The organism is Alphaproteobacteria bacterium LSUCC0396, assembly GCA_041228345.1.
Classification (GTDB): Bacteria; Pseudomonadota; Alphaproteobacteria; order Puniceispirillales; family Puniceispirillaceae; genus UBA3439.
Window position 1 is genome coordinate 419,728 of sequence record CP166131.1, and the last position, 25,258, is coordinate 444,985.

Annotated in this window: 21 protein-coding genes and 1 tRNA gene; 8 read left to right on the forward strand and 14 right to left on the reverse strand. The window is 50.6% G+C overall.

Features of this window, described 5'->3' with window-relative positions; translation table 11 throughout:
• Positions 1-76: 76 nt before the first annotated feature.
• From hemA to AB8881_02095, 4 genes are all read left to right on the forward strand, one after another.
• Positions 77-1,297, forward strand: coding sequence for a 5-aminolevulinate synthase (gene hemA / locus AB8881_02080; protein ID XDZ63694.1), 1,221 nt, complete (start codon positions 77-79; stop codon positions 1,295-1,297).
• 195 nt (positions 1,298-1,492) lie between these two features.
• On the forward strand, positions 1,493-2,602 hold the full coding sequence (gene hemH / locus AB8881_02085) for a ferrochelatase (protein XDZ63695.1): 1,110 nt from the start codon (positions 1,493-1,495) through the stop codon (positions 2,600-2,602).
• 290 nt (positions 2,603-2,892) lie between these two features.
• Positions 2,893-2,966 (forward strand) — tRNA-Gly (locus AB8881_02090).
• Between the two features lie 85 nt (positions 2,967-3,051).
• Positions 3,052-4,194: a DUF6538 domain-containing protein gene (locus tag AB8881_02095; GenBank protein ID XDZ63696.1), complete on the forward strand. Its 1,143-nt coding sequence runs from the start codon at positions 3,052-3,054 to the stop codon at positions 4,192-4,194.
• Between the two features lie 27 nt (positions 4,195-4,221).
• Here AB8881_02095 and AB8881_02100 read toward each other — a convergent pair whose 3' ends face one another.
• The 3 genes from AB8881_02100 to AB8881_02110 form a co-directional block, all read right to left on the reverse strand.
• Complete coding sequence (locus AB8881_02100) at positions 4,222-4,998, reverse strand: methyltransferase domain-containing protein (GenBank protein XDZ63697.1); 777 nt, start codon at positions 4,996-4,998, stop codon at positions 4,222-4,224.
• Between the two features lie 790 nt (positions 4,999-5,788).
• Positions 5,789-6,199, reverse strand: a complete 411-nt coding sequence (locus AB8881_02105) for a cupin domain-containing protein (protein ID XDZ63698.1) — start codon at positions 6,197-6,199, stop codon at positions 5,789-5,791.
• Positions 6,200-6,254: 55 nt separating this feature from the next.
• Positions 6,255-6,866 carry an antibiotic biosynthesis monooxygenase gene (locus tag AB8881_02110; protein XDZ63699.1) on the reverse strand — a complete coding sequence of 204 codons (612 nt, stop codon included), beginning with the start codon at positions 6,864-6,866 and terminating at the stop codon, positions 6,255-6,257.
• Between the two features lie 306 nt (positions 6,867-7,172).
• Here AB8881_02110 and AB8881_02115 point away from each other — a divergent pair, with 306 nt between their 5' ends.
• Entirely contained in the window at positions 7,173-8,054 is an 882-nt protein-coding gene (locus AB8881_02115; protein XDZ63700.1) for a DMT family transporter, read from the forward strand.
• A 37-nt stretch (positions 8,055-8,091) separates the two neighbouring features.
• Here the strand turns inward: AB8881_02115 and mmsB are convergent, their stop codons facing one another.
• On the reverse strand, positions 8,092-8,976 hold the full coding sequence (mmsB, locus tag AB8881_02120) for a 3-hydroxyisobutyrate dehydrogenase (protein XDZ63701.1): 885 nt from the start codon (positions 8,974-8,976) through the stop codon (positions 8,092-8,094).
• A 144-nt stretch (positions 8,977-9,120) separates the two neighbouring features.
• Here mmsB and ggt point away from each other — a divergent pair, with 144 nt between their 5' ends.
• On the forward strand, positions 9,121-10,716 hold the full coding sequence (gene ggt, locus AB8881_02125; protein XDZ63702.1) for a gamma-glutamyltransferase: 1,596 nt from the start codon (positions 9,121-9,123) through the stop codon (positions 10,714-10,716).
• 4 nt (positions 10,717-10,720) lie between these two features.
• Here the strand turns inward: ggt and AB8881_02130 are convergent, their stop codons facing one another.
• The 5 genes from AB8881_02130 to AB8881_02150 form a co-directional block, all read right to left on the reverse strand.
• Positions 10,721-11,842 (reverse strand): SAM-dependent methyltransferase, encoded by a 1,122-nt coding sequence (locus AB8881_02130; GenBank protein XDZ63703.1) that lies wholly within the window; start codon positions 11,840-11,842, stop codon positions 10,721-10,723.
• Positions 11,843-11,877: 35 nt separating this feature from the next.
• On the reverse strand, positions 11,878-14,529 hold the full coding sequence (locus tag AB8881_02135; protein ID XDZ63704.1) for a TRAP transporter large permease subunit: 2,652 nt from the start codon (positions 14,527-14,529) through the stop codon (positions 11,878-11,880).
• On the reverse strand, positions 14,529-15,545 hold the full coding sequence (locus AB8881_02140) for a TRAP transporter small permease subunit (protein XDZ63705.1): 1,017 nt from the start codon (positions 15,543-15,545) through the stop codon (positions 14,529-14,531). Before AB8881_02140 ends, AB8881_02135 begins: the two co-directional genes overlap by 1 nt.
• Positions 15,546-15,612: 67 nt before the next feature.
• Positions 15,613-16,704, reverse strand: a complete 1,092-nt coding sequence (locus tag AB8881_02145) for a TRAP transporter substrate-binding protein (protein XDZ64493.1) — start codon at positions 16,702-16,704, stop codon at positions 15,613-15,615.
• A 240-nt stretch (positions 16,705-16,944) separates the two neighbouring features.
• Positions 16,945-17,298 (reverse strand): hypothetical protein, encoded by a 354-nt coding sequence (locus tag AB8881_02150; protein ID XDZ63706.1) that lies wholly within the window; start codon positions 17,296-17,298, stop codon positions 16,945-16,947.
• Positions 17,299-17,562: 264 nt separating this feature from the next.
• Between AB8881_02150 and AB8881_02155 the strand changes: the two genes are divergently transcribed.
• On the forward strand, positions 17,563-17,922 hold the full coding sequence (locus tag AB8881_02155) for an HGGxSTG domain-containing protein (protein XDZ63707.1): 360 nt from the start codon (positions 17,563-17,565) through the stop codon (positions 17,920-17,922).
• Positions 17,923-18,886: 964 nt separating this feature from the next.
• On the opposite strand, the gene AB8881_02160 is transcribed toward AB8881_02155, so the two are convergent.
• Complete coding sequence (locus AB8881_02160) at positions 18,887-19,072, reverse strand: hypothetical protein (GenBank protein XDZ63708.1); 186 nt, start codon at positions 19,070-19,072, stop codon at positions 18,887-18,889.
• Between the two features lie 288 nt (positions 19,073-19,360).
• On the opposite strand from AB8881_02160, the gene AB8881_02165 reads away from it, so the two are divergent.
• Positions 19,361-20,665 carry an ammonium transporter gene (locus AB8881_02165; protein ID XDZ63709.1) on the forward strand — a complete coding sequence of 435 codons (1,305 nt, stop codon included), beginning with the start codon at positions 19,361-19,363 and terminating at the stop codon, positions 20,663-20,665.
• 109 nt (positions 20,666-20,774) lie between these two features.
• On the opposite strand, the gene queG is transcribed toward AB8881_02165, so the two are convergent.
• From queG to AB8881_02185, 4 genes are all read right to left on the reverse strand, one after another.
• Positions 20,775-21,869 (reverse strand): tRNA epoxyqueuosine(34) reductase QueG, encoded by a 1,095-nt coding sequence (gene queG / locus AB8881_02170; GenBank protein ID XDZ63710.1) that lies wholly within the window; start codon positions 21,867-21,869, stop codon positions 20,775-20,777.
• 59 nt (positions 21,870-21,928) lie between these two features.
• The gene (tgt, locus tag AB8881_02175; GenBank protein XDZ63711.1) at positions 21,929-23,068 is read right to left on the reverse strand and encodes a tRNA guanosine(34) transglycosylase Tgt; all 1,140 of its coding nucleotides are present in this window, start codon (positions 23,066-23,068) and stop codon (positions 21,929-21,931) included.
• 43 nt (positions 23,069-23,111) lie between these two features.
• Positions 23,112-24,206 (reverse strand): tRNA preQ1(34) S-adenosylmethionine ribosyltransferase-isomerase QueA, encoded by a 1,095-nt coding sequence (queA, locus tag AB8881_02180; protein ID XDZ63712.1) that lies wholly within the window; start codon positions 24,204-24,206, stop codon positions 23,112-23,114.
• A 107-nt stretch (positions 24,207-24,313) separates the two neighbouring features.
• Positions 24,314-25,255: an SIS domain-containing protein gene (locus tag AB8881_02185; GenBank protein ID XDZ63713.1), complete on the reverse strand. Its 942-nt coding sequence runs from the start codon at positions 25,253-25,255 to the stop codon at positions 24,314-24,316.
• Between the last annotated feature and the right edge of the window lie 3 nt (positions 25,256-25,258).

The window sequence follows — 25,258 nt, forward strand, 5'->3', positions numbered from 1 at the left end:
TTTTTTATAGATTTTTTTAGCCATTGACTTTAGCAGTCGTAGCGTGAAGCGCCGCCGCGCCGTAGGAGAGCTGTCCGTGAACTATCGCGAGATCCTGAAAAGCAAGCTGAATCAGCTGAAAAGCGAAAGTCGCTACCGCACCTTTGTCGAATTGGAGCGCCAGACCGGCTTGCACCCCCACGCCGTTTGGAACAGCCCTGACGGCCCCAAGGACGTCGTTATCTGGTGTTCGAATGATTATCTCGGTATGGGGCAGAATCCGGACGCGGTAAAAGCGTTGACCAACGCGATTGATACGCATGGCACCGGTGCAGGTGGAACACGCAACATTTCAGGAACCAGTGCGGCCATCGTTGCATTGGAAGCCGAGCTTGCGGAATTGCATGGCAAAGAGCGTGCGCTTGTTCTAACCAGCGGCTATGTTGCGAATGAGGCTAGTATCAGTGCGATTGCCGGCCTGTTTGATGATATATTGATCCTGTCGGACGAAATGAACCATGCCTCGATCATTTCCGGCATCCGTTATGCGCGCTGTGACAAAGTGATTTTTCGGCATAATGATTTTGCGCATCTTGAAGAATTGCTGGCCGCCCAGCCACTTGACCGGCCCAAGCTCATTATTTTTGAATCCGTTTATTCAATGGATGGCGACACCAGCCCGATTGCCGAGATTGTTGCCCTTGCCGAGACATATAACGCGCTTACCTATCTTGATGAGGTGCATGCGGTCGGTATGTATGGCGACGAAGGCGGCGGCATCGCCCAGATGCGCGGTCTGCAGGATCGGGTTGACATGATCCAAGGCACGCTTGGCAAGGCATATGGCGTTATTGGCGGCTACATTGCGGCTGATGATGTGATCTGTGATGCTGTCCGCAGCTTTGGTTCGGGCTTTATTTTCACCACAGCCTTGCCGCCAGCATTAGCGCATGGTGCCTTGGCCTCGGTTCGGCATTTGCGCCGCAGCACCAACGAGCGCCAAGCTCAGCAACGGCAGGCCACAAGGTTAAAGACGAAATTACGTGATGCCGGCCTGCCACTTCTTGAAGGCGACACGCATATTATTCCAGTCATGGTTAGAGACGCCGCAAAATGCAGCCGGATCTGCCAGATTCTGTTGCAGGAATTTAGCATTTACGTCCAGCCGATTAATTATCCGACAGTGCCAGTTGGCACAGAAAGACTGCGCCTTACCCCCGGCCCGCTGCATAGCGATGCGATGATTGATGATCTGGTGGCATCTCTGTTGAAAGCCTTTGCCATCGCCAGCGACGAACAGGCCAAACAAACGGGGTAAACCGGGGTGGGCTGGCGCGGCATTGCTGGAAAAATGACCCGGCTTTACCCCGCAAGGCTGGATTTTACCCCGTACAACCCTTACATAGGCAGTGGGCGCGTATGGATATATGCCTCAGTGATGTTACGGCCGCTATTCGGTGAATTGCGGCTCGGTCTATTATCTTGCCTCAACGGCTATTGATGGAATGTGATTATGCCAATTACCCCTATCCCGTCCGATCATCCCAAATTCCCTGGCCGCGGTAAAACCGGCTTGCTATTGGTAAATCTTGGCACGCCCGATGGTACCGACACAAAATCCATGCGTCGCTATCTAAAACAATTTCTATCTGATCGTCGGGTGATTGAAGTACCGCGCCTTCTTTGGTGGATAATCCTCAATGGCATCATCTTGAATGTCCGGCCGCGAAAATCGGGCGATGCTTATGCGCGTATCTGGCTTAAAGATGATCCCGACGGATCGCCGCTGCGCCGCATTACACGGTTGCAGGCCGAACATGTGGCCAAAAGCTTTCAGCGCGATGATTTGATCACCGATTACGCGATGCGTTATGGCAACCCGTCAATCCAGTCGCAAATGCAAAAGCTGCAGGATGCCGGATGTAGCCAGATTTTGGTGATGCCGCTTTACCCGCAATATGCCGCCTCGACAACCGCGACAGTAAATGACGAAGTGTTCAAATGGGCGCTTGATCTGCGCTGGCAACCGGCGATCCGGACCGCACCACCATGGCATGACCATCCGGTTTATATTAAAGCGCTGGCAGACTCGGTGCGCAAATCGGTGAAGAAAAACGGTATGCCCGATGATTTGGTGATCTCGTTTCACGGCATTCCAAAAAGCTATTTTGTCGGCGGTGATCCTTATCATTGCCAATGTATGAAAACAGCGCGCCTGCTTCGTGAAGAGCTTAAGTGGGACGAGGCGCATTTTCATGCAACCTTTCAGTCGCGTTTCGGCTCGGAACCATGGCTTCAGCCCTATACCGACAAAAGCGTTGTCGCACTTGCCGAAAATGGCTCAAAGCACGTTGCGATTATGGCGCCCGGATTTGTCGCAGATTGTCTGGAAACGCTTGATGAGCTTGATATCGAGCTGCATGAGGAATTTATCGAACATGGCGGCGAGACCTTTACCTATATCCCGTGTCTGAACGACAGTTCGGCGGGGATGAAAGTGATTGAGCAAATTGCCACGGAAAATCTTGCTGGCTGGGTAGACTCGCCAAAAACAGCACCAGCCAAGAAAGCGGCTCCTAAAAAGGCACTGGCCAAAAAAACTGGGTCAAAGGCTCGGAAATAGGGTAACCGCTTACCAACCATCACCTGCAGAAACCAGATTTTGCGACCATACGGCGTTACCCGCAAACCAAGGCCTTTTATTTTTTTATCAAGGGTGTTATATCCTTGGATACGAGCGGGAACCGCCACTATACGGTTCCGGGTGTCGGATGTAACAGGCATATTTGAGATCCTCAAACTGGCTGTCATCTGGTGGTAAAATGGTTAGTTAAAAATATTATAATACCCACCAAATGGCGTTTTATTTGAGAAATATTTCGTTACTATTCAAACACCTAAGAACGCTCGCGTGCGGCGTTTGTGTAGTGGTAAGACCTTAGCCTTCCAAGCTAAAGACGCGGGTTCGATTCCCGCACGCCGCTCCAACTACACTCACAAAGGGTCTTAGGACCGAGATACAAGTTACTGTTTCTAAACGATTAGCGTTCTAGAACAGGAGTTTGTTGTCCTATGGTGTGGGTAAGGTTGCCGGTATACTTTTACAAAAGAAACGAAACTTTTTACTTCTCTCGGTCAATTCCATCTGACCTTCAGCATCGCTTTAAAAAACGTAAAATTGAAGTATCACTCCGAACAAAATCGGAATCAAAAGCAGCCAAATCTGCTGCGGCGCTGTCTGATCGGCTCGAGCGATATTGGGACAGTCTCCGGATGGAGATGATCTATTCACGGGAACTTGGCCTGAGGGTAGCGCCAGACGCTAAGACCACTATCAGTGCCAAAAGCTTTCCTATGACAGAGGCGCTGGCGCTCTATCATCGTTTGAAAGGTGGTGGAAAGACAAAGCTGTTCTTCGAGTCCTCAGAGCGAAGCATGCGCTGCCTGATAGATTGTCTGGGGCATGATGATTTGGCGGCAATTGAAGTTTCAGATGCTGGTCGGTTTAGGGATTATTTGTTTGATCGGGGCATGTCTTCATCATCATTAAAGCGAGTGTTTTCATCTGTGCGAGCGGTGATCAATCTCGCCATTCGAGAAGAGGGCCTATCCATCAATAACGTGTTCAGTGGCACATTCATTCCAGACGATGACGCCAAAACACAACGCTTACCCATCCCAACTGATGTACTACTAACCATTCAGGATGAATGTATGCAGATGGATGATGAACCACGATGGTTGATTGCCCTTATTAGCGATACCGGCATGCGTCTTTCAGAAGCCTGTGGGTTGCTGATATCAGATATATGTTTGGATGCTGAATTGCCACACATCAACCTTGTTGCGCATCCTTGGCGGCGGTTGAAGACAGGGCCTAGCTCGAGGTCAATTCCACTGGTCGGCACTTCGCTCTGGGCAGCAAAACAAGTCATAAAGCAGGGCCATCAATTTGCCTTCCCAAAGTACTGCAACGAGTCCAAGTGCAATGCCAATTCTGCAAGTGCAGCGCTTAACAAATGGCTTAAGCCTCGTGTTCCCAACGGATGCGTTATCCACTCGTTCCGACATAGCCTGAGAGACAGGCTGAGGGCTGTCGAATGTCCTGCAGATATTATTGACACCATTGGCGGTTGGACCACAGAGGGAGTTGGCCATCAATATGGTACGGGACACAGCCTTTCTACTAAATATAAGTGGGTTTTAAAATTTTAAGTTATGTCTCCAGATTTGAGCGCGATTCTAGTTTAGAAAAGCGCTGGTCAAAACTGGGAAGCTTGAAAAGCCAAAACGGCCTTGCTGCTCCGCTTTTTCAAGTTGAGACTTCCAATCTGAAACTTCTTCTTCAGACACGCCCTGAGTTAAGGCAAAATTTGCCATTATCGCTTCAGTATATCTTGCAGGTGAGTTTCCGTCTCTTCTTGTTATCACAAAAGCTAAAGATTTATCTTTTATGTTTCTAAAGCCCCTACGCTCAAGCTTTCCGGGAAGTTCCATTGGGAGCATTTGATGGCTACAATGCGCTTTAAACGCATCATGAACTTTTTCATTTAACTTTTCATCAGCACCGTAAAATTTAAAGTGATCCCATAAAATAGAGACGTTCACGAACGCACCACCAGGCTTCAAAACACGAGTAATTTCGTCTAAAGCTGGGTCAACATCGGGGATATATTCTAGAGCCTGCGTTGATGTTGCTGAGTCGCAACAATCACTCTGCAGTTCACTGTCATCTGCACTTCGTTCAATCAACTTGATTATGGCAAGCTCTGAGCAGCGCTGACTAGCTTGTTCTAGCTGGGCTTTACTTGGGTCTAATCCATAAATAGTGCCGGAGCTGCCGACAGCTTTAGCTAAATGCGGCAGAAGATAACCAGCACCACAACCAATATCTATGATGACATCACCAGCTTGGATTTGCATTTCATTTAGTATTTCATTTCGTCGAGTAGTTCCTGCAATACTCTCTGCCATGAGACGTGAAAGTTTGCCTAAGTCACTATCAAAATCAATACCCATACAAACCCCTGTCCCAGAATGTTAATCGTTTGGAAACAGTCACTTGAGTCGCGGTCCACGGACCTTGGAACTTGGAGAATGGTGCGCTCGGGAAGAAGTTCGATGCCTACCCACAGCGCCAATCCGTGACTGAATCCATCAATATCAATAGCTTAACAAATCATCACATATGGTCAACTATCAAAACCTTACCTGCAACCTTACCTGAACCAAGTTCCGTGGTTCGAGGGCCACGTTTCGACGCCCAAGGCCCGAGTTTCACGGACCACTGCCCAGCAGCCGCCGATCAAGCGTCAGGGTTACTGAGGACGTTTTTCTGTTAGACTTGGCCTTGGTTATAGGGGTGGGGTCTAGATTGGCCAGGGCTTGCGTCTCAGAGGGCCGGTTTACTTGATTGGTTGGTGAAGGCAGTGAAGGCTAATTTTGTTTGGAATAACGGAATCATAATCCGCGTGTTGGGGGTTCGAGTCCCTCCTCCGCTACCATTTCTCTTAATACAATCAATATTTTACAGCGTCTCAGAAATATTTTTGAGGTGTTTTTTGCATTACACACCTCTTACACACTTTTCTGTTGGCTTCCAGTCGCGCAAGACTATATCGTTTTTATAGTGATTGGATGTGTTAGATGCCTGTTTTGTGTGAAGATTCTGTGTTGATTATGGATGGAGCGGTAAAGCTCTACAGGCGTCAGAGAAGCCGTAAATGGCAGGCGGCCTCCCAAATAGACGGCCAATATATTCGCATCTCAACAGGTAAGAGCGATTTGGACGAAGCCAAGCAGGCCGCGATTAGCCGTCTTGTTCCGGTGGATCCACCAATTTTGTTTTAAAATTGGCAGGGGCAACGATTTCAAGAACTTCAAAATCATCTGAACAGGCGATCTCGCGATGTTTGATCATTGGCGTTTGCAACACCGTATCGCCTTTGCGAATGGTATGCTGACCTTGGCCCTCATATTCAAAAGTCGCCCAGCCATTCAAAACATAGACCATTTGAAAGCTACATTCATGGATATGCCATGACTGGATACCCTCATCATTATCATGTTCGTTGCGCCGAATAACATGCGCCACAAAGTCACCATTGGTAGCGGCTTTGATGCCCAGATCACGATATTCAAAAATATCACGCAAGCCAGGCGTCCAAGCCGCCCCATCGGCGACATGATGCACAAAATTCCAGCTTTTGTTCTTGGTCATGATCTTTGCTCTTTCTCTGGTGTGGCTCGAGGCCTGTTAGACATAAAATCAAGCCTTAGCTTGCCAGCGGTGCCGCGGCTCTGTCAAACAGGCTATAATCGCGGGTTGTGGTAAATAACGCCGCCGCCCCTGCCCCTGATTTGGCAATCGCATCAGCTAGCCCAGCGGTTTGATTTGTGCATCTAGCGATCAGTAAATAGCTGTCAGGATCAGTTAATGATTTAAAATGACAGGTGATATCAAAATTTGCCATTGCCCCGGCAATATTGGCCGACGACGCAAAGGCCAGTGTTAGAATAAAATTCTCGGTGTTTTCTGCGTCGGCTGGTGGCGCATTGGTGACCGTACCGCTTGTCCAGTTCCAGATATTTTGTCCAACACGAATACGGTAATCTGCAAAAATATTTTTGATACCGTCCATTTGCGCATGGCGATGCTGTTGATTGCGCCGCCACGCCGCCAGATGCGCCTCACTTTGCCAAAGCTGATGCGACAAAATAACGTCCGGGTCGTCAACCGAGGCATAGCGTTGCAGCCATACAAGCCCATCATGCTCTGCTAAGACTGGCTTTAGCTGGTCAACATGGGCAAAATAGGCCTGCCGGCATCCAGGCTTTGGCCGCATTTCAAAAAACAATCCGGTGGCTGAGGATAGCTGATCCGCCATAAAACCTCGTATAATATAGCCGTTGTTAAACTCGTTTAAATCCTGCGCCTCTCGCCAGACCCGAATATGGCGGCGACGTCAGTTCATGATCCAGACTATCAGTCTTGCATATCATAGGCTGGCTATCTAAGAAAATGCACAAAATCATTTGCAAAAATGGTCTAAACATCAGATTAAGATAGTACATGCGCGAACGCTTTTTTTACATCTTGCTTATAAATAGGCTCGCTAGTCTGTAAAAAAGTGATTGAAGCAAACAAAACTGACGAAAAGACATCCGATGCGTTTAAATGTTGTTTTTGCATAATGGCGAGGTCTCAGCCGATAAAAGCCGCATTCTGGATGGTTGGGGCGATGGTGTCGTTCAGCCTGATGGCAATTTCCGGGCGTGAATTGGCGCCTGAACTCAACACTTTTGAGATTATGTTTTTCCGTTCGCTCATCGGGCTGGTCATTGTTGTTTCGCTTGGGGCGATAACGGGCAGTTTGACACAGATTAAAACAAATCGGCTTGGCCTGCATTTTTTGCGAAATACGGCGCATTTTACTGGCCAGAATCTATGGTTTTTAGCGGTCGCTTTTATCCCCTTCTCACAGCTTTTCGCGCTGGAATTTTCAACACCCATTTGGGTGGCCTTACTCGCCCCATTATTTTTAGGAGAGGCGCTGACTCAGCGCCGGTTAATTGCTGTCGGTTTAGGGTTTGCTGGCGTTTTAATCGTGGCGCGCCCAGATATGCAACAGCTTAACCCAGCCATTTTGGCGGCAATCGCCTGTGCTATATGTTTTGCCTGTTCCTTAATGGCGACCAAAAAACTGACATCGGATCAGTCAATTACCTGTATTTTATTCTGGCTCACATTTATGCAACTTGGCATGGGCCTTATGGCGGTCATGGTCACTGGTGGCGTGCGGTTAACAACTGGCATTGACACGATGTGGGTACTCATTGTGGGGATTGGTGGTCTCACCGCCCATTTTTGTATTACAAAAGCCCTGTCATTGGCACCGGCAATCGTCGTGATACCGCTTGATTTCATGCGTTTGCCGCTTATTACGGCAATTGGCTTTGTGACCTATGCCGAGCCATTTGAATGGCCGGTTGTATTTGGCGCCCTGCTTATTTTCACGGCGATTTTAATCAATTTGCAAACCGAGCGTCAAAAAAATAGGGCAGAGAGCCACTAAAATTGCTGTTACGGGTGCATTTTAGCCAACCAAATTTTCAATCTTTTTGCGACTGTTTGATCGCCTTTAAAATGGCCGAAAAATCCGCATTAGCGGCATTACCTTGCCCCGCGAAATTTTGATATAATGCCAGCGCCGCCTTGCCAAGGGTGGTATTGGTTCCAGTCATAGTGGCGGCGTCGGCGGCAAGCGCCAGATCCTTGACCATCATGGCGGTTGAAAATCCCGGCTTATAGTCGTTATCAGCCGGGCTTTTAGGCCCGACACCAGGCACCGGACAATAGCTGTTCACCGACCAAGAGCTTCCTGATGAGGTGCTGACAACATCGAATAATTTTTGACGATCAAGCCCCAAATTATCGGCAAGGGCAAAGGCTTCGCATGTTACAATCATGGTGGCGCCAAGAATCATGTTATTACATATTTTCACCGCCTGACCGGCACCAGCATCACCGCAATGAATTGTGCGCTGACCCATAATATCAAATAACGGGCTGGCCATCGCCAGCGCCTGTGGCGTACCGCCAACCATAAAGGTCAAAGTGCCGGCGCCAGCGCCGCCCACTCCGCCTGATACCGGCGCATCAAGCCCATACAGACCCGCCGCTTCAATAATTGTCGCAACTTTCCTGGCGGTGTCTATGTCGACCGTCGAACAATCGATGAAACAGGCCGATTCTTGCATTTCTGGGATGATCTTTTTTGCCACATCAAGCAACGCCGCCCCATTGGGAAGCATGGTGACAACAATATCGCGACCCCGCGCCGCGCTGGCCGCATCATCGGCAATAGCCAGTTGATCGGCAACGGCGTGGCATAGATCCGGGTTTAAGTCAAAGCCGGTAACGTCATGCCCGGCATGCACCAGATTCCGGGCCATCGGCGCGCCCATATTGCCAAGCCCGATAAAGCCAATTTTCATAACATGTCTCCTGATTTTATCTGTCAGCATCTGTCATCGTAACGCATTGCCGCACTGGTCTGCTGTAATCTTCCAGGAGAGGCGCGAAATGCGCTATGCCTATTCATCTAAAATGGTAATTTATGTTTTTGCAAAGGAAACATCATGCGCAGTCTTCAACGCCCTGGGCGCTCGCCCGTTCTTGCGCCAGAGGGGATGGCAAGCACATCCAGCCCACTTTCAACACAAGCCGCCGTGTCGGTTCTGCAAAATGGTGGTAATGCTATGGATGCGGCAATTGCCGCCTGTGCGGTTCAAGGCGTTGTTGAGCCGCAATCGACAAGTATTGGTGGCGATTGTTTTTGCCTTTATGCCAAGGTTGGTAGCGATAAAGTCATCGCCATAAATGGATCTGGGCGGGCCCCGCTTGGACTTAGCGCTGAATGGCTTTTGGAACAGGGCATTAACGAAATTCCGCAACAATCGCCGCATGCGGTTACTGTGCCAACGGCCGTTGACGCCTGGGTTCAGTTAAACCGTGATTATGGATCAAAACCACTTGGTGATTTGTTACAGCCGGCAATTGGTTACGCGCGCCATGGCTTTCCAATCGGCCGGCGTGTTGCCGCCGATTTTGCCGAATGCCATGCACTTTTGACGGGTGATGCGGATATTGGCGCGGTCTATTTTAATGATGGCAAGGATTACAAATTTGGTGACCGGTGCAGCAATCCAAATCTTGCCAAAACCCTCGAAGCGATTGCCGCGCATGGCCGTGACGGTTTTTACAAAGGCTGGGTCGCAGAAGATATTTTGGCAAAGCTACAATCTTTGGGTGGGCAGCATGTGCAGGCTGATTTAGATGCCGCTGTCGCCAATTATGTGACTCCGATTAAAACCAATTATAGGGGCTATGATATTTGGGAATGCCCACCAAATGGGCAAGGCCTGATTGCACTTATGTTGCTTAATATCATGGGAGGCGTTGATAAATTCGGCGACCACCCAATTTCGGTGCAACGTATGCACCATGAAATTGAGGCTGGCCGTCTGGCTTACCGCGACCGTAATCTCTATCTGGCCGATCCAGATTTCAGTGATGTGCCGGTGGAAACGATTCTCAGCGCCGATTACGCCACGGCGGTTCGCGGCCAGATTGACCCTGACAAAGCACATGCTGATTTACCACCCTCGCTGTTGCCAGCCCATAAACATACTGTCTATATCTCGGTCATTGATAAAGACCGTAATGTGTGTAGCTTTATCAATACCGTATTTCACAGCTTTGGCGCTGGTTTGATGGCTCCAGAATCAGGGGTTGTCTTGCAAAATCGGGGGCAGGGCTTTGTTGTTGAACCGGGTCATCCTAACTGTATTGCGCCCGGCAAACGGCCCCTGCATACCATTATTCCCGGCATGGCAACCAAAGATGGCAAGGCTGCCATGTCTTTCGGCGTAATGGGGGGTGAATATCAGGCCTTTGGCCATATGCAATTCCTCACACGGCTTTTGGATTATGGTATGGATGTTCAAGAGGCGCAGGATATGCCGCGCTTTTTCCCAGATCCCTCTAGCGATGTTGTCGAGGTGGAAGAACCAATCAGCGAAGATGTTCGCGCAGCATTGCGGGCGCTTGGACACAATATTCAACCGGCTGTTAGACCCATTGGTGGATCCCAGGCCATCCTCATTGATTGGGATAAGGGCTTGCTGATCGCCGGATCCGATCCTCGTAAAGATGGGTGTGCAATGGGCTATTAGCCCTTTATACGGTTTTTTCAATATCCAGCACAATATGGACGTAATCCATAGCGTGACCGGTTGGTTCGGCGGCGACTGTATCGCGGTAGGCATTGTAAAACCCGTCGACGATCTGATCAGCCTCATCGGTTGAGCGATCTTGCAGGGCTGTTCTAAAGACTGTTTCTGACCAGGAACGCATCGTCGGGATCAGGCTGTCGGCATAATCATCATTCGACATAGTGCCGCCAACCCCGCCAGCATCCAGAAAGGCCGCTTCATAGGGGCATTTGGTCAATTTGCTATGACAGGATTTCAGCGAGAGACCGGCACGCCGAACGGCACTATCAGGGTCGTTAAATGGTGCGCAGAATTCATCCATGGTGCGATAATATTGCGCAAAACTGGCGCGCTGATATTCATCAGCGGTAATTGTTCCATCGTTATAAAGCGCCTGCCAGAATTGATGAAAATGGTCGAACATATGTTCGCCACCGGTATTACCAAGATAGCGGCCCTGTTCGTCAATGCCAAAATTAAGACAGATAAACCGGCCGCCCGGCATCAATTCAGCCGCCCTTGCCAGCAAAATATTTTCCCAGTCTTTTGCGGCCTGGCTGGCAAAGGCGGCCTGACTTTCGGCATCGGCGCATGCGGCATGAACATGCGTCGGGATCTCCATTGGCTTGACAGATACATAATGCATGGCGGTGGCGCTAAATCCCAGATTTAGCGAATTGTCGGCCATCAATTGCTGGTGAAAGCCGGTACCGCACCCATGCACAAACACATTGTCATAATGGCTTTGATAGGCGTGCGCCGGATTACCTTGCATACCCTGCATCATGCGGAATAGCGTTGAAAAATCATTGCTGGCAAGGTCGGTATACAACATTTCGATTTGCCGGTTGTCACCAGCGCCGCGGCAATGGCCGATAACCATATCCCACATTTCGCGGCTGGTTCCCCCATCGGCGGCACCAAAATCGGCTATGCGCAATTTTTGGGTTTGCGGACAATGCGTCAATGCGTCAATTACCATAGTGGCGGCATCATTGATGACATTACGGGCCCCAGCGGTGCGTTCCGAATAATAGCCTGAACCGCGCATGGCAAGAACGGCTTGTGTGTTAATTCCCTTTGCCATTTCTGCCTCCTTAAAATCAGACCCTAAATACTCACTTAAAATTGCAAGGAAATATTCTGATGCTGGGCAAGACAAGGTATGATGACCTCAACCTGATCAGACGTTAGACGGTCTTGCTCGCGAAGGCCAAGATTATATCTTGCAAAGCTTTCAAATGACGCCAGTTCAGCCCGCAAAGAAGCACTGGCCGCGGCCCGCCACGCTACCTCTGATGCAATGTTGGCGCGGGTTTCATCAATCAATTTCATTGCTTTTTCTAAATCAGGCGACTTGCTGTCAATGGCGCGTCTGGCGTCCGACAAAGTCTTTGCCGCATCCCGTGCTTCGGGAATTTGGTTAAGCGCGCTGTAATTCTCTTTCACCCTATCCAAGATCTCCTCAATGGGTGAGGTCGCCGCGTCTGATTTGATCTTTTGCAACTGGTCACCAATTGCCGCCAAGTCTGCTTTGGCATCAATCGCCGCGACCACCAGCCTTATATCAGCATAGGCCTGATCTGATTGACGGCGGAACTGCATCCGCGCCCGGTTCAACTGGGCGGTGAGCTTTTTAAATTCTTTATTGGTATCTTGCCAGTCGGCGGGGATAAGCCCACGCTTTTCGGCAATTTCATTTTCAAGCTCGGCAATCCGGTCTTTGATACTGGCTTGTTTGCCGACGTCATCGGTTCCCCGCACAGCGCGGTTCAGGTTTTTAATTTCAGCCTCGTCCTGGCGGATAATGCGTTCAATCGCCCTGACCTCTGCATGAATAGGCGCATAGGCAACAGCCGCCTGATCCATGGCCGCCTTGGCGTTTTCAATCTCGGCCACCCGGTCAAAAATGCTCGCGGCGTTAGTGATATTTTTGGCCATAGCACTTTGCCTTTTTTGTGGGAGGGCTGACAAATCAGCGGCTTTGAGCTGATCCAGCTGCGCCATATAAGCAGTCTGGTTATTGTCATAGAAATCGAACAAATAATCCTCAAGGCAGAGTTGCAAACGCGGGTTTTTCGGTGGTGGGGCTGTCTCACTCGACAAGAATGTGCGTGTTGGCAGATAATTCACTAAGCTGGGGTTAAAACCAACAATCGCCAGACCAGCAATTTGCAGGGCGATAAAGGGAATAACGCCTTTATACATATCCAACGTTTTGACCGCCTTGCTGGCGACCCCGCGCAGATAGAACAAGGCAAAGCCGAAAGGCGGCGTCAAAAATGAGGTCTGAATATTGAGGCCAATCATCACCCCTAGCCAAACAGCCGTAACATTAGCCGATGGGTCAGCCAACAAAATAGGCGCGACAATCGGCACAACAACAACAGCGATTTCGATAAAATCAAGGAAGAAGCCAAGTAAGAAAATCACCAGCATGACGACGATAAACTGCGCCCAAAACCCGCCTGGCAGGCTTGACAGAAAATGTTTGACGATTTCTTCACCGCCAAACCCACGGAATGCCGCCGTCAGCATCGCCGCACCAAGCAAGATGATAAACACCAGCGAGGTTGTCTTGGCGGTTTCGGCCATAACATCGCGCAAGGTATCTTCGATGGTATAGGCGCGCCAGCCACTCCAGAAAATACCAGCCAGCAAGCCCAAGACCGCGATGGTAACAAAGCCAAGCGCGATCCAGTCAGAGGTTTCGGTAATGGTTTTGATGCTGAGGTTAAAATTACTCGAAATCAGCCAAATGAGGAGCAAGGACGCGATTGTCAAAATAGCCGGGTAAAAAGCTGTTTTTGTGCCCTCACGCAATTTATAGCCAGACATCAGCAAGGCGCCAATCGCCCCAATTGCGCCAGCCTGATTGACCGTTGCAACACCTGCAATGATTGATCCCAGCACCAAAAAGATCAGCAAAAGAGGCGGCAACAATGCCAGCGCCACCTTGATCAAAAACGAACGTTCCAACAATTTGCCATCATAAGGCACCGCCGGCGCCAATTTCGGGCGAATCAATGCGGCAACCAAAATATAGGCCATATATAGCCCAACAAGAATGATACCGGGCAAAAACGCGCCTAGAAACATATCGCCCGCACTTGTTGAGATGATATTGAATTCAGATGGCATGCTGAACTGGCCAGTCGCCTGTTTATAAAGGTCCTTGCGCATGGTGGCCGCCTGATCAGCCGCGCTTGCCAGCTGGTCGGCCAGAATAATCAGCACGATTGAAGGCGGAATAATCTGCCCCAATGTGCCAGAGGCGCAAATCGCCCCTGTCGCCAATGGCTTTGAATAATTATTGCGCAACATCGCCGGCAGCGAAATCAACCCCATGGCCACCACGGTCGCACCAACGATACCGGTAGTCGCGGCCAATAAGCCCCCAACAAATACCACCGAAATGCCAAGACCGCCGGGAATAGGCCCAAATAGCTGGGCCATTGTGACCAAAAGATCCTCGGCAATTTTTGATCGCTGTAACATAATCCCCATAAAGATAAAGAGGGGGATGGCAATTAAGGTATCGCGTTCAACTTCCCAATAAATACCGCGGAAATTGGTAACCCCAGCCGTCAGCCATTCAATCGGGCCGTCCTGCACAAAATAGGCACTGCTATCACCCTGGAATATTAGCCCCGTCAAACCAGCCAGCAGGATTGTTACAATAGCTGACCCCGGTAATGCAAAGGCAACCGGATAGCCCGAGCCAAGGGCATACATCATCAGCAAAAACAAAATTGTGAGGAAAACAAGTTCCATTACCCAACAACCTCTTCGCTTGTCTCTTCATCAGACAGATTTTCCTTGATGTCAGCCATTGAGGTGAACAGGTAAGCGGTAAATTGAAAAATCATACTGAGCGCAAAAACCACTAAAAACGCCGCCATAAGATATTTGACATACATGCCAAAACCGCTCATTGAGGTTTCAAAATTCATCATCGGACTGTTGATAAGGCTGGATTTGCCCCACAAGCCGCGCACCAGAATCAACCAGCAAAGCGGAATACCAAAAAACACTGTGCCAATGATGTTCAGCACAGATTTCGTGCGGCGGGTCAGCCCGGCATAAAGCACATCAACGCGAACATGGCCATCTTCTTTTAAGGTATAGGCCGAGGCGAACAAAAACAGGGCGGCATACCAAAATCGCACTAAGTCACCCATAAAGGTCTGTTCGTAACCATAAATGAATCGCGCCAGTACAATCAAAAATTCGGCAACAACAACCAGCAAAGTCAGCCAGATTAAGGACACTGACTTTTCTTTCAACGCGATCAACCCGGCCACAATTATCAGCGGAATATGAACATAAAAGCCGCGATCACTTGGCAGGGCAATAGCGGCGCCACCGGCCTCGCCAAGAATAATTTTATGAAAGCCTTCAACCCGTAAAAAAGACAAAAACGCATCAGCCACGCCGACCAATAGCACGCTCCAAAATGCCAAACGAACGATGTAGGCAGAGGTGCGATCCATCCAATCGGCATCAGCACGCAAATCAGCCGATTTTAATGTATGGTAAATTGCAAAGCCAACAGCACCCAAAACAATCGCCGTTTGCCCAAACCCAAGCGCCGTCAAGCCGCCACTGTAGCCTTGTTTCGGCTGGCTGACACCAAAGGCGTCGCCAAGTCCGAGTGTGTTGATGACCCCGGGCGCATCAATGCCAAAAATCAGAAAATTATTGATCACATAAATAAGCGCTAGCAACGCACTGGCCAGACCGGCCAACCGTAGCGCAGAAAATACCGTAATTTGAGATAAAGGCGCCATAAGATTGCTTTAAAATAAATCAAAGAAAAAGGGGCCTGCCGATGTTCTGGCAGACCCCCGATAAGTCCTAACGCAACGCAGCGTTACGCTTCATTGTGTAGGCAACGTCGTTCAACTGAACATAGTCACCAACGGTTTTGCGTGCCGCCATGCATGAGTCATGAATTTTCTTGGCCAGTGGCGAATGCACCTCGACCTCGGCATAGACTTCGTCTGAGCCACGCTTAAAGGCAGCATAAACGTCATCGTTAAATTCACGAACCTCAACGCCTTGCTGCTGCACCAGACGTTCCAGCGCGGCACCATTTTTGGCGTTATATTCGGCCATGATATTGTCATTTTCAGCCTGCGTTACCGCGGTAATTAGGGCCTGATCTGACTTGCTGAGGCTTCCCCAGAATGAGGCATTAAAGCCCATCGCTAGCTGCGATGCTGGCTCATGCATGCCTGGGAAATAGTAATATTTTGCCGCTTCATAGAACTTCATGGCTTCATCGTTCCATGGGCCCACCCATTCGGTGGCTTCAATGGCACCAGATACAAGGTTTTCATAAATCTGGCCACCTGGCAATGATACCGGCGACGCGCCAAGTTTGGCCATAACGTCACCACCAAGGCCCGGAATACGCATTTTTAGGCCTTTGAGGTCTTCGGCTGAATTGATTTCCTTGTTAAACCAGCCGCCCCACTGAACGCCGGTGTTACCGCAAGGTAAACATTTAAGGCCAAATTCACCGGCCAGCTCGTCCCACAATTCTTGACCGCCCATCCAGTTGATCCATGAGTTCATTTCAACATAGCTGAGGCCGAATGGCACGGCGGTGAAATACGCCCAGCCAGGGTGCTTGCCTTTCCAATAATAATCGGCGGCGTGATAGGCTTGGGCATTTCCTGATGCCACTTCGTCAAACGAATCAAAGGCACCAACACGTTCACCAGCTGCATAGTATGTGACTTGAATTCTGCCATCACTAACATCAGACAGGCGTTGTGCCGCGCGCTGGGCACCGGTGCCAAGGCCCGGAAAATCGCGTGGCCAGGTCGATACCATAGCGATTTCAATACGGTCAGCTGCAATCGCTGGCGCAGACAGTGTTGATGCGGCGACGGCGCCAACCCCTGCCAGACTGCCTTTAGCAATAAAGTCTCTGCGTTTCATCATCATATTTCCTCCAAATGCGATACGTTCCAGTGTTTATCACTGTGTAGATCTTTAAAGTAAAGCTAGCATAGTTTTGGCAGATAGCAATTTAAACTGTGGTGGGGTCTCGGAAAATTCGACATAGGCAGCTGACTTGGTTTGCCTTTGCGCCATCAAAAAACTGCGTCGCTTGTCATCACCCTCATGGATGGGCGCGTTAAGCGACCGAAAATATCGGGCAAATTTACCGTTATAAAGCTACCAAGCGCGTGGATCGAAAATGGATAAAAAATGTGATCCCCAATCCATCATAGAGCCAAGCCGGAAAACATTTTCTTGGAATGCCTCATTCTTTACCTGAAGCAACGGCGCCAATAAGTTGGTAAGCAGACTGCGCTGGCCAATCACAATAACACAATCCAATAACATACCCGGGTAAAGATAGAAGCGCTCACGATCAGAGGTAAATTCATTAGCAAGCGTTTCGATCCGTACAGGGTAAAAAATGGGGAGGCTCAGGATGATGTTGAATGGAACTGTTGTGCCTGAAGAACCAATCAAATTTGAGTGTGTGTCTGCACTGAATAAACCAGAGTTGTGGTAACCGTTCACAAATGTACATTACACACTTTTTAACACACCTAATTTGTGAGCCTATAAAACACTGAAATTAAATAGAAAAATTTGAAGCAGTTTTATCATAATCCGCGTCTCGAGGGTTCGGTTCCATTATTTATCATAGTTACATAACCCAATAATATTGGTAGGAGCTTGAGTAAATCCTGCCCCCGCAATCCGGCACTAACCAAGTGATCAAACTCTTCTGAATGCAATACATATACGATATAATAACACCCCATAAGCGGGGTAAAATACATGCTGACAAAAGACAATGTGAACATCGGTATCGAGTGGCGGTTCGGACCGGACTGGCCGGGTCAGCGATGCGGTGCGAAGACCCGCCGGGGCACCGCGTGTCAGCGTCCTGCAAATAAGAAGAATGGCCGCTGCCGCCTCCATGGTGGGGCCAGCACTGGTGCAAAGACCGAAGACGGTCGAGCGCGGATCTCGGCGGCGAACCTTCGTCATGGGAAGTTCATCAAGGACAAGCTTGAGAAGCGTCGCGAGAACGCTGCCAAGGGACGGCAGATCCGCAAGGAGCTTCGCCAGGTGGAGCGTGAGTTGATCGCCGGTGGCCTGCTCGACAAGCACTGGCGGGATAGCTTCCCGTCATAGACGCTTGAACTCGATGTAGGTGCATCGGCCTTGTTTGGCATCCAGAACGATACCGGGGCACTCACGCCTGATTTTGGCTATTACGCGTGACCGAGTGTCCTTATCGGTGATGCCAGCACACTCCCAATGCTTTATCGTGAGCTTAATCCTGGGGCTATCTTCGATGTCAACAAACGCTCTTGCAATAAGTATCAGTCGCGACGTGGCATCGGGAATATGGCTGCGCATCCATAAGAAGGTGATTGGCCCTTTCAGGAATAGCTGGTCCTGCGCTTTCTGTCGGGCAACTTGTCTCCGCTGCGAGGCTTAACTGAGGCGCCCTTTGATTTCCTTCGCCCTCAGGCACCCTCGCCTCCCGCTAGCTGAACACTCGCGGAACCAGCATAACTCCATTCGCACAATCGGCGAAACCGTACCTGTCTAATTATTCTTATTAATAAATATATGTATATATATACCTATGGGTATGTCAGAAGGGACGTGTGGTCCCAGATGGCAGCGGTGGCAGAATTAAACCTGTACGTGAGGTATGAAATTCTATCTCATTCCCTACGCCAACCAATCAAGTAAACCGGCCCTCTGAGACGCAAGCCCCGGCCAATCTAGACCCCACCCCTATAACCAAGGCCAAATCTAACAGAAAAACGTCCTCAGTAACCCTGACGCTTGATCGGCGGCTGCTGGGCAGTGGTCCGTGAAACTCGGGCCTTGGGCGTCGAAACGTGGCCCTCGAACCACGGAACTTGGTTCAGGTAAGGTTGCAGGTAAGGTTTTGATAGTTGACCATATGTGATGATCTGTTAAGCCATTGATATTGATGGATTCAGTCACGGATTGGCGCTGTGGATAGGCATCGAACCTCCGCACGCCGCTCCAACTACACTTTATCAATGGCCCTGAGGCCTGTTTAAAAGGCTGTTTCTGAAAGATAAACGTTCTAGGATTAGCACTTATTATGCGCCGGTTATTCTTCGTCGGGAATCATGGCTGTGACAAGGTTACGAATAGCCATGCCGATCAAGATGGCACCGAAACCATAAACCGCCCTTTCCGCAATCGAAAACTGATCAGCAACCAACAATGTAAGGCAAATGACCACAGCCGCGGCATAGTTTAAAAATAGGAAAGCGGCTTTAAATTTCAGTTTCATCTGCACCTCGTTTCACCAACCGCAAACAGTAACCATACGACAGCCCATGTCAATAACTGGCTGGTGCATAATCCTGCCTTGCCTTTAGACGCGGCAATTTATCTTTTCGCGCGTGCGATATGATTATTAATTAGGCAATGATGTCAAAATTTGCCTTAAATTTCAACAAATTTTAAATGATTGATTAAATTTGTGGCATTTTCGTTGATTTGAAAGGTCCGATGACGAGACTGCGGCATCGGTCATGCGCCAGTCTTTGCGCATGAAGCTTTTGACGGAGTTTGCAGGATGACATTTTTTGTTTCGGCCCCCAAACAGCTGGGCCTTGCCCTGCTTGCGGCGTGCCTTTTTACTGCCCCTGCCTTTGCGGCGGATAGCACCATTAATAGTGGTGATACAGCATGGATTTTGACAGCTACAGCATTGGTTCTTTTGATGACCTTACCCGGCCTTGCGCTATTTTACGCTGGCCTTGTGCAGTCCAAGAACATTGTTTCGGTGCTGATGCATCATTTCGCCATCGCGGCGTTGATATCGGTTTTGTGGGTAATTGCAGGCTATTCTTTGGCCTTTTCCGGTGATGGAGCGTGGTTTGGCGATCTTGCAAACAGCTTTATGAGCGCACTTAGTGTTGACTCAGCAAGCGGCACAATTCCGGAGTCAGTTTTTGCCGCATTCCAGATGACCTTTGCGATCATTACGCCAGCACTGGTTATCGGTGCCTATGTCGAGCGGATGAAGTTTTCGGCAATCTTGCTATTTTCGGCGGTTTGGCTTTTGGTTGTCTATGCGCCAGTTACCCATTGGGTGTGGGGCGGCGGCATCATGGCTAGCTGGGGCGTTCTTGATTTTGCTGGCGGTATTGTTGTCCATGCAACGGCTGGTACCGCGGCGTTGGTTTGTGCGCTGGTCGTTGGCAAACGGCGCGGCTTTCCAAGCGCAATTCAGCCGCCGCATAGCCCCGTGCTGACGATGATTGGTGCCAGCATGCTGTGGATCGGCTGGTTTGGCTTTAACGGTGGTTCGGCGCTTGGCGCTGGTAACAGCGCTGGCATGGCGTTACTTGTTACCCACATCGCTGCGGCAACTGCCTCGCTGGTATGGATGGTTATCGAATGGGCACGGTTTGGACGGCCATCGCTTGTGGGTATTGTAACTGGTATGGTTGCAGGCCTCGCAACAGTCACACCTGCATCGGGCTTTATTGGGGTTCCGGGCGGCCTGATCCTTGGTCTTGCGGGCGGTGTTGCCTGTTATGTCGGTGTTGACCTAATCCGGGTTAAATTAAAGATTGATGACTCGCTGGACGTCTTTGCTGTCCACGGGGTTGGCGGAATTCTTGGCAGCTTGCTTGTTGCCTATCTCGCCCTGCCAGCCTTTGGCGGCCTTGGCCTTGGTGACGGCGTAACCGTTGGCGGCCAGTTTATGGTCCAGCTATCCTCGGTCGCCATTACCGTTCTTTGGACGGGTGTTGCCAGCTATGTGATCCTTAAAGTTATCGGCATGCTTGTTGGGTTGCGGGTTGACCAGCAGGATGAAATCGAGGGTCTTGACCTTAGCCAGCATGGTGAGCGTGGCTATCACAACGGCTAAACGCCTTTTTACATCCGGGTATGAAGACAGCGGCTTTTTTGATCAAAGTTCGCTGTTTTTTTGCCAGAAACTCAATGCTTGATAATCGGATAATGCGCCGGGGTTTGGCTTAACCCAATTGGCCGTCCTGCCATTCGGTGCGAACCGCCTCATCGGCCTCATACGGCGCATAACGGTGGTGCAGTGACGCCCAGACATCATCATCAACAAGCTGGCGTAACGCCCATACCGCCATCGCCCGAAGCAGGCTAGCAGGATGCTGCAAAAACGTCTCAACCGGCGGAACCAAGGCCTTGTCGCCGCTATTGCCAGCAGCGATCAAGACGTTCCGAAGAAACCGCTCATGGCCAGCGCGGCGCACCGGTGTACCGGCGAAATGGCGGCGAAAACCGGCATCATCAAGCTGAAGCAGATCCGCCAGAGGCGGCAGCTCACCGCCAGCTTTTACCATCAGCTTTTGCTCACTGGCAAGGCTGGCAAATTTGTTCCATGGGCAGATGGCCAGACAATCATCACAGCCAAAAATCCGATTGCCGATCGCCGCGCGAAATTCCCGATCAATGACGCCCTTATGTTCGATTGTCAGATAAGAGATACACCGCCTCGCATCCAGCCGGTACGGCGCGGGAAACGCATTCGTTGGACAAATATCAAGACATTGACGGCAACCACCGCAATGATCGGTCTCCGGCTCATCATAACGCATTACGGCATCGGTAAGGATCACCCCTAAAAACAGCCATGAGCCAGCCTTGCGTGACACTAGATTTGTGTGTTTTCCCTGCCAGCCTAGCCCTGCGATTTGCGCCAATGGCTTTTCCATCAGCGGCGCGGTATCAACAAACACCTTGACCGCAGAACCGGTTTTTGCAGCAAACTGACCGGCAAGCTGTTTCAATTTGCCCTTTACCACATCGTGATAATCCCGCCCGCGTGCGTAGACCGATATGTTGCCGGCCGATACCGCTGCTAAATTATCCATCGGATTATGGTCAGGCCCGTAATTCATCCCAAGCACAATGGCGCTTTTTGCCTCTGGCCACATGGCCTGCGGTTGTCGGCGTTTTGCTGCCGTCTCGCGAAGCCAGCCCATATCGCCCTCAAAACCATCATCAAGAAACGCCGCCAACCCATCACGATTGCGCTGGCCAATTTCCGCTGGACCAACTCCAAACAGCAAAAACCCCTCATCAGCCGCAGCCACTTCCAACCAGCCGCGCGGGTTTTTTCTTGCGTTTAAAATGGGATTTTTGGGCGGGTTGCTCAGAATGGCTCGATATCTCCCAGTGCCTGTTCACGGTGAAAATCTGCCTCAAACTGGGCAAATTGACCGGCCTCGATGGCGCGCCGCATTCCGGCCATCAGATCCTGATAATATTGAATATTATGCCAGCTTAGCAGCATTAAAGACAAAACCTCTTCGGCCTTAAATAAATGGTGCAGATAGGCTCGGCTATAGCGTGAACAGGCCGGACAGCTACAGCCCTCATCCAGCGGCCGCGGATCGTCAGCATGGCGGGCATTTTTCAAATTCACCGGCCCACGGCGGGTAAACCCCTGACCAGTCCGGCCTGACCGGGTTGGCAGAACGCAGTCGAACATATCAATGCCGCGCGCCACCCCCCCAACAAGATCGGCCGGTTTACCAACACCCATCAAATAACGCGGCTTGTCTTGGCGCATCAGCGGCGTTGTTACCTCCAGCGTTTCAAACATCGCCTGCTGCCCCTCACCAACGGCAAGGCCGCCGACTGCATAGCCTTCAAAATCAATTTCTTCCAGCGCAGCAACCGATTCCGCACGCAGATCAGCAAACACCGACCCCTGTACAATACCAAACTGGCCATGGCCGGGCCTTGGCACAAAGGCCGCGCGTGATCGTTTGGCCCAGCGCATCGACAAGGCCATCGAACTGGCCGCAACCGGTTTCGTTGCTGGAAACGGCGTACATTCATCAAAGGCCATAGTGATCGTGGCATCAAGAAGATGCTGAATTTCGGTCGAGCGCTCAGGCGTTAACCGGTGCTTACTGCCATCAAGGTGTGATTTAAATGTCACCCCATTTTCATCAAGTTTGCGAAGCGGGCCAAGTGACATCACCTGAAATCCGCCCGAATCTGTCAATAAAGGGCCGTCCCATCCCATCATTTTGCGCACACCCCCAAGCCCTGCAACACGTTCTGCCCCCGGACGAAGCATCAAATGATAGGTGTTTGCAAGAATGATGCTGGCACCCGTTGAGGCAACCGCATCAGTCATCATGCCCTTAACCGTAGCGGCGGTACCAACAGGCATGAAAACCGGTGTTTCAACCGCGCCCCATGCAGTCTCAAGCCGGCCCCGTCGGGCCATGCCATCACTGGCCTTCAGGGTAAACCCAAATTTCGTCGTTTGTTCAGACATGACGGTATCCGTTCGGTAAGCAGCCAGCAGATGGCGGCACTATTTAGTCGGTGATGCTTTTGATGCTATCAATGATATCAGGAGATGGGTTGCGTGTCATGAAACAGGCATCCCCATAAGAGAAAAAGCGGTAATCATGCCGGATCGCATGGCGATAGGCGGCGGCAATTTTACCCATGCCAGCAAAGGCGCTCACCAGCATAAGCAACGTCGATTTCGGCAGGTGAAAATTTGTCAACAACACATCAACAACATTAAACTTATAACCCGGCGTGATAAAAATATCGGTCTCACCGGCGAATTCCATGACCGCACCCTGCTGTTGATAACAGGCCTCGAGAATCCGCATACTGGTGGTGCCAACAGCAATCACCCGCCCGCCTTGGCTGCGCGCCTTGGCAATTGCGGCGGCGGTTTCAGCGCTGATATGCCCCCATTCACTGTGCATCTTGTGATCTTTGATATCATCGACCGTTACCGGCAGAAACGTTCCGGCCCCAACATGCAATGTAACCGGCATGATCTTGGCCCCACTGGCGAGAATCGCTGCTGCTAGCCGGTCGGTGAAATGCAGTCCGGCGGTTGGCGCCGCCACCGCACCAGGTTGCAGCGCGAACATGGTTTGATAATCCTGCCTGTCGGTCGGATTTTCGCCGTCTGGACGGGCAATATAGGGCGGCAAGGGCATACTGCCATCGCGGTCAAGGCAGGCATCAAGCTGTGCGCCAGTTAAGGGCGTCATACGTGCCGGATGAATAAAATCAAGCTCGACATCACCGCCATCGCCGCGGCCACGCACAACAGCCGCAAAATCCTCGGCGAAAATAATCACATCATCAATCCGGCATTTCTTGGCTGGCTTGGCAAAAACCCGCCAGCTATATTCGGATAGTCGTTTATGCAGTGTAACGCTGATTTTGGCCTCGCCGCGGCGTCCCTCAAGACGGGCCGGGATCACTTGGGTATTGTTAACAATCAACACATCACCCGCGCCCAATAGTTGGGGCAGATCAGCCACTAATCGATCGGTTAACCCCTCGCCGGAAAGATCAAGCAGGCGTGCCGATTCCCGCGGATTAGCTGGCTTTGTGGCAATTTTTTCAGCCGCAAGGCTATAGTCGAATGCGTCAAGTTTCATAATATTACGTCCGGCCACTGGCCCATAAAATTAAAGGCCCATAAAATCAAAAAATAAACAAGGCTGGCAATGTTAGTCAGGCAAACGCGCACCAAGCTCAAACGCGCCTATTCATAAATCTGGATCACACCCTCGACATGGCCGGCCTCGCCAACAACGACAAGACATTGTACACGCGCCTCCAGCATTCTCGCCTCGGCGGTTCCCATCATTTCATCAGGGCTGATCGTCAAGGGCAACGGGCTGGCCACATCACAGACTTTGGTTGTCGCAAGATCGGCACCGCCAACAAGCAACCGGCGCAAATCACCATCGGTGATCACGCCGGCCAGTTTTTGCGCGCTGCCAACCAATGCTAGCCCCAGCCTGCCTTCAGTCATCACCAAAAGTGCGTCCTGAACCGACGCCTCTGCATCAACAAAAGGCAAGTTTTGCGCGCGCATCTTGTCACGGACACGGGTCAGCAGCCGCCGACCAAGTGCCCCGCCCGGATGAGTGTTTGCAAAATCACTTTCCTGAAAGCCCCGCGCCTCCATCAATGCAACCGCTATCGCATCCCCCAAAACAAGTGAATTCAGGCTCGACGTCGTTGGCGCCAAATTCAGGGGGCAGGCCTCGCGGTTAACCGAAATATCTAACGAGATTTCAGCACTGGTCGCAATAATGCTGTCAGTATTGCCAGTCATGGCGATTAGCCGCGCCTCAAGCCGCTGAAAAGCAGGCAAAAGCCGGACAATTTCTTCGGTGGTGCCAGAATAGGATATAAGCAGAACGATATCACCGCGCCGCACCATCCCAAGATCGCCATGGATCGCTTCGGCGGGGTGTAAAAACAGCGACGGTGTTCCGGTCGATGCCAAAGTTGCCGAAATTTTACGGCCAATGATGCCCGATTTACCCATCCCGCACACAACAACATGGCCCGTGCTCGCCTGCATCAGATCAACAGTTTTCGAAAACGCATCGCCAAGCCCTGCCTCAAGACCGGTCAGTGCCTCACGATAGGCTGAAAACAACGTCTTTGCCGATGCAATTACCTTATTGGTCATGCC

Coding starts and splice junctions, on each gene's coding strand:
- AB8881_02105 (XDZ63698.1), bottom strand. CDS start 6,199: ATGACCAAGAACAAAAGCTGGAATTTTGTGCATCATGTCGCCGATGGG.
- AB8881_02135 (XDZ63704.1), bottom strand. CDS start 14,529: ATGGAACTTGTTTTCCTCACAATTTTGTTTTTGCTGATGATGTATGCC.
- ggt (XDZ63702.1), top strand. CDS start 9,121: ATGCGCAGTCTTCAACGCCCTGGGCGCTCGCCCGTTCTTGCGCCAGAG.
- mmsB (XDZ63701.1), bottom strand. CDS start 8,976: ATGAAAATTGGCTTTATCGGGCTTGGCAATATGGGCGCGCCGATGGCC.
- AB8881_02130 (XDZ63703.1), bottom strand. CDS start 11,842: ATGGCAAAGGGAATTAACACACAAGCCGTTCTTGCCATGCGCGGTTCA.
- AB8881_02110 (XDZ63699.1), bottom strand. CDS start 6,866: ATGGCGGATCAGCTATCCTCAGCCACCGGATTGTTTTTTGAAATGCGG.
- AB8881_02140 (XDZ63705.1), bottom strand. CDS start 15,545: ATGGCGCCTTTATCTCAAATTACGGTATTTTCTGCGCTACGGTTGGCC.
- hemH (XDZ63695.1), top strand. CDS start 1,493: ATGCCAATTACCCCTATCCCGTCCGATCATCCCAAATTCCCTGGCCGC.
- tgt (XDZ63711.1), bottom strand. CDS start 23,068: ATGTCTGAACAAACGACGAAATTTGGGTTTACCCTGAAGGCCAGTGAT.
- AB8881_02165 (XDZ63709.1), top strand. CDS start 19,361: ATGACATTTTTTGTTTCGGCCCCCAAACAGCTGGGCCTTGCCCTGCTT.
- AB8881_02115 (XDZ63700.1), top strand. CDS start 7,173: ATGGCGAGGTCTCAGCCGATAAAAGCCGCATTCTGGATGGTTGGGGCG.
- AB8881_02160 (XDZ63708.1), bottom strand. CDS start 19,072: ATGAAACTGAAATTTAAAGCCGCTTTCCTATTTTTAAACTATGCCGCG.
- AB8881_02095 (XDZ63696.1), top strand. CDS start 3,052: ATGGTGTGGGTAAGGTTGCCGGTATACTTTTACAAAAGAAACGAAACT.
- queA (XDZ63712.1), bottom strand. CDS start 24,206: ATGAAACTTGACGCATTCGACTATAGCCTTGCGGCTGAAAAAATTGCC.
- AB8881_02155 (XDZ63707.1), top strand. CDS start 17,563: ATGCTGACAAAAGACAATGTGAACATCGGTATCGAGTGGCGGTTCGGA.
- AB8881_02185 (XDZ63713.1), bottom strand. CDS start 25,255: ATGACCAATAAGGTAATTGCATCGGCAAAGACGTTGTTTTCAGCCTAT.
- AB8881_02100 (XDZ63697.1), bottom strand. CDS start 4,998: ATGGGTATTGATTTTGATAGTGACTTAGGCAAACTTTCACGTCTCATG.
- AB8881_02145 (XDZ64493.1), bottom strand. CDS start 16,704: ATGAAACGCAGAGACTTTATTGCTAAAGGCAGTCTGGCAGGGGTTGGC.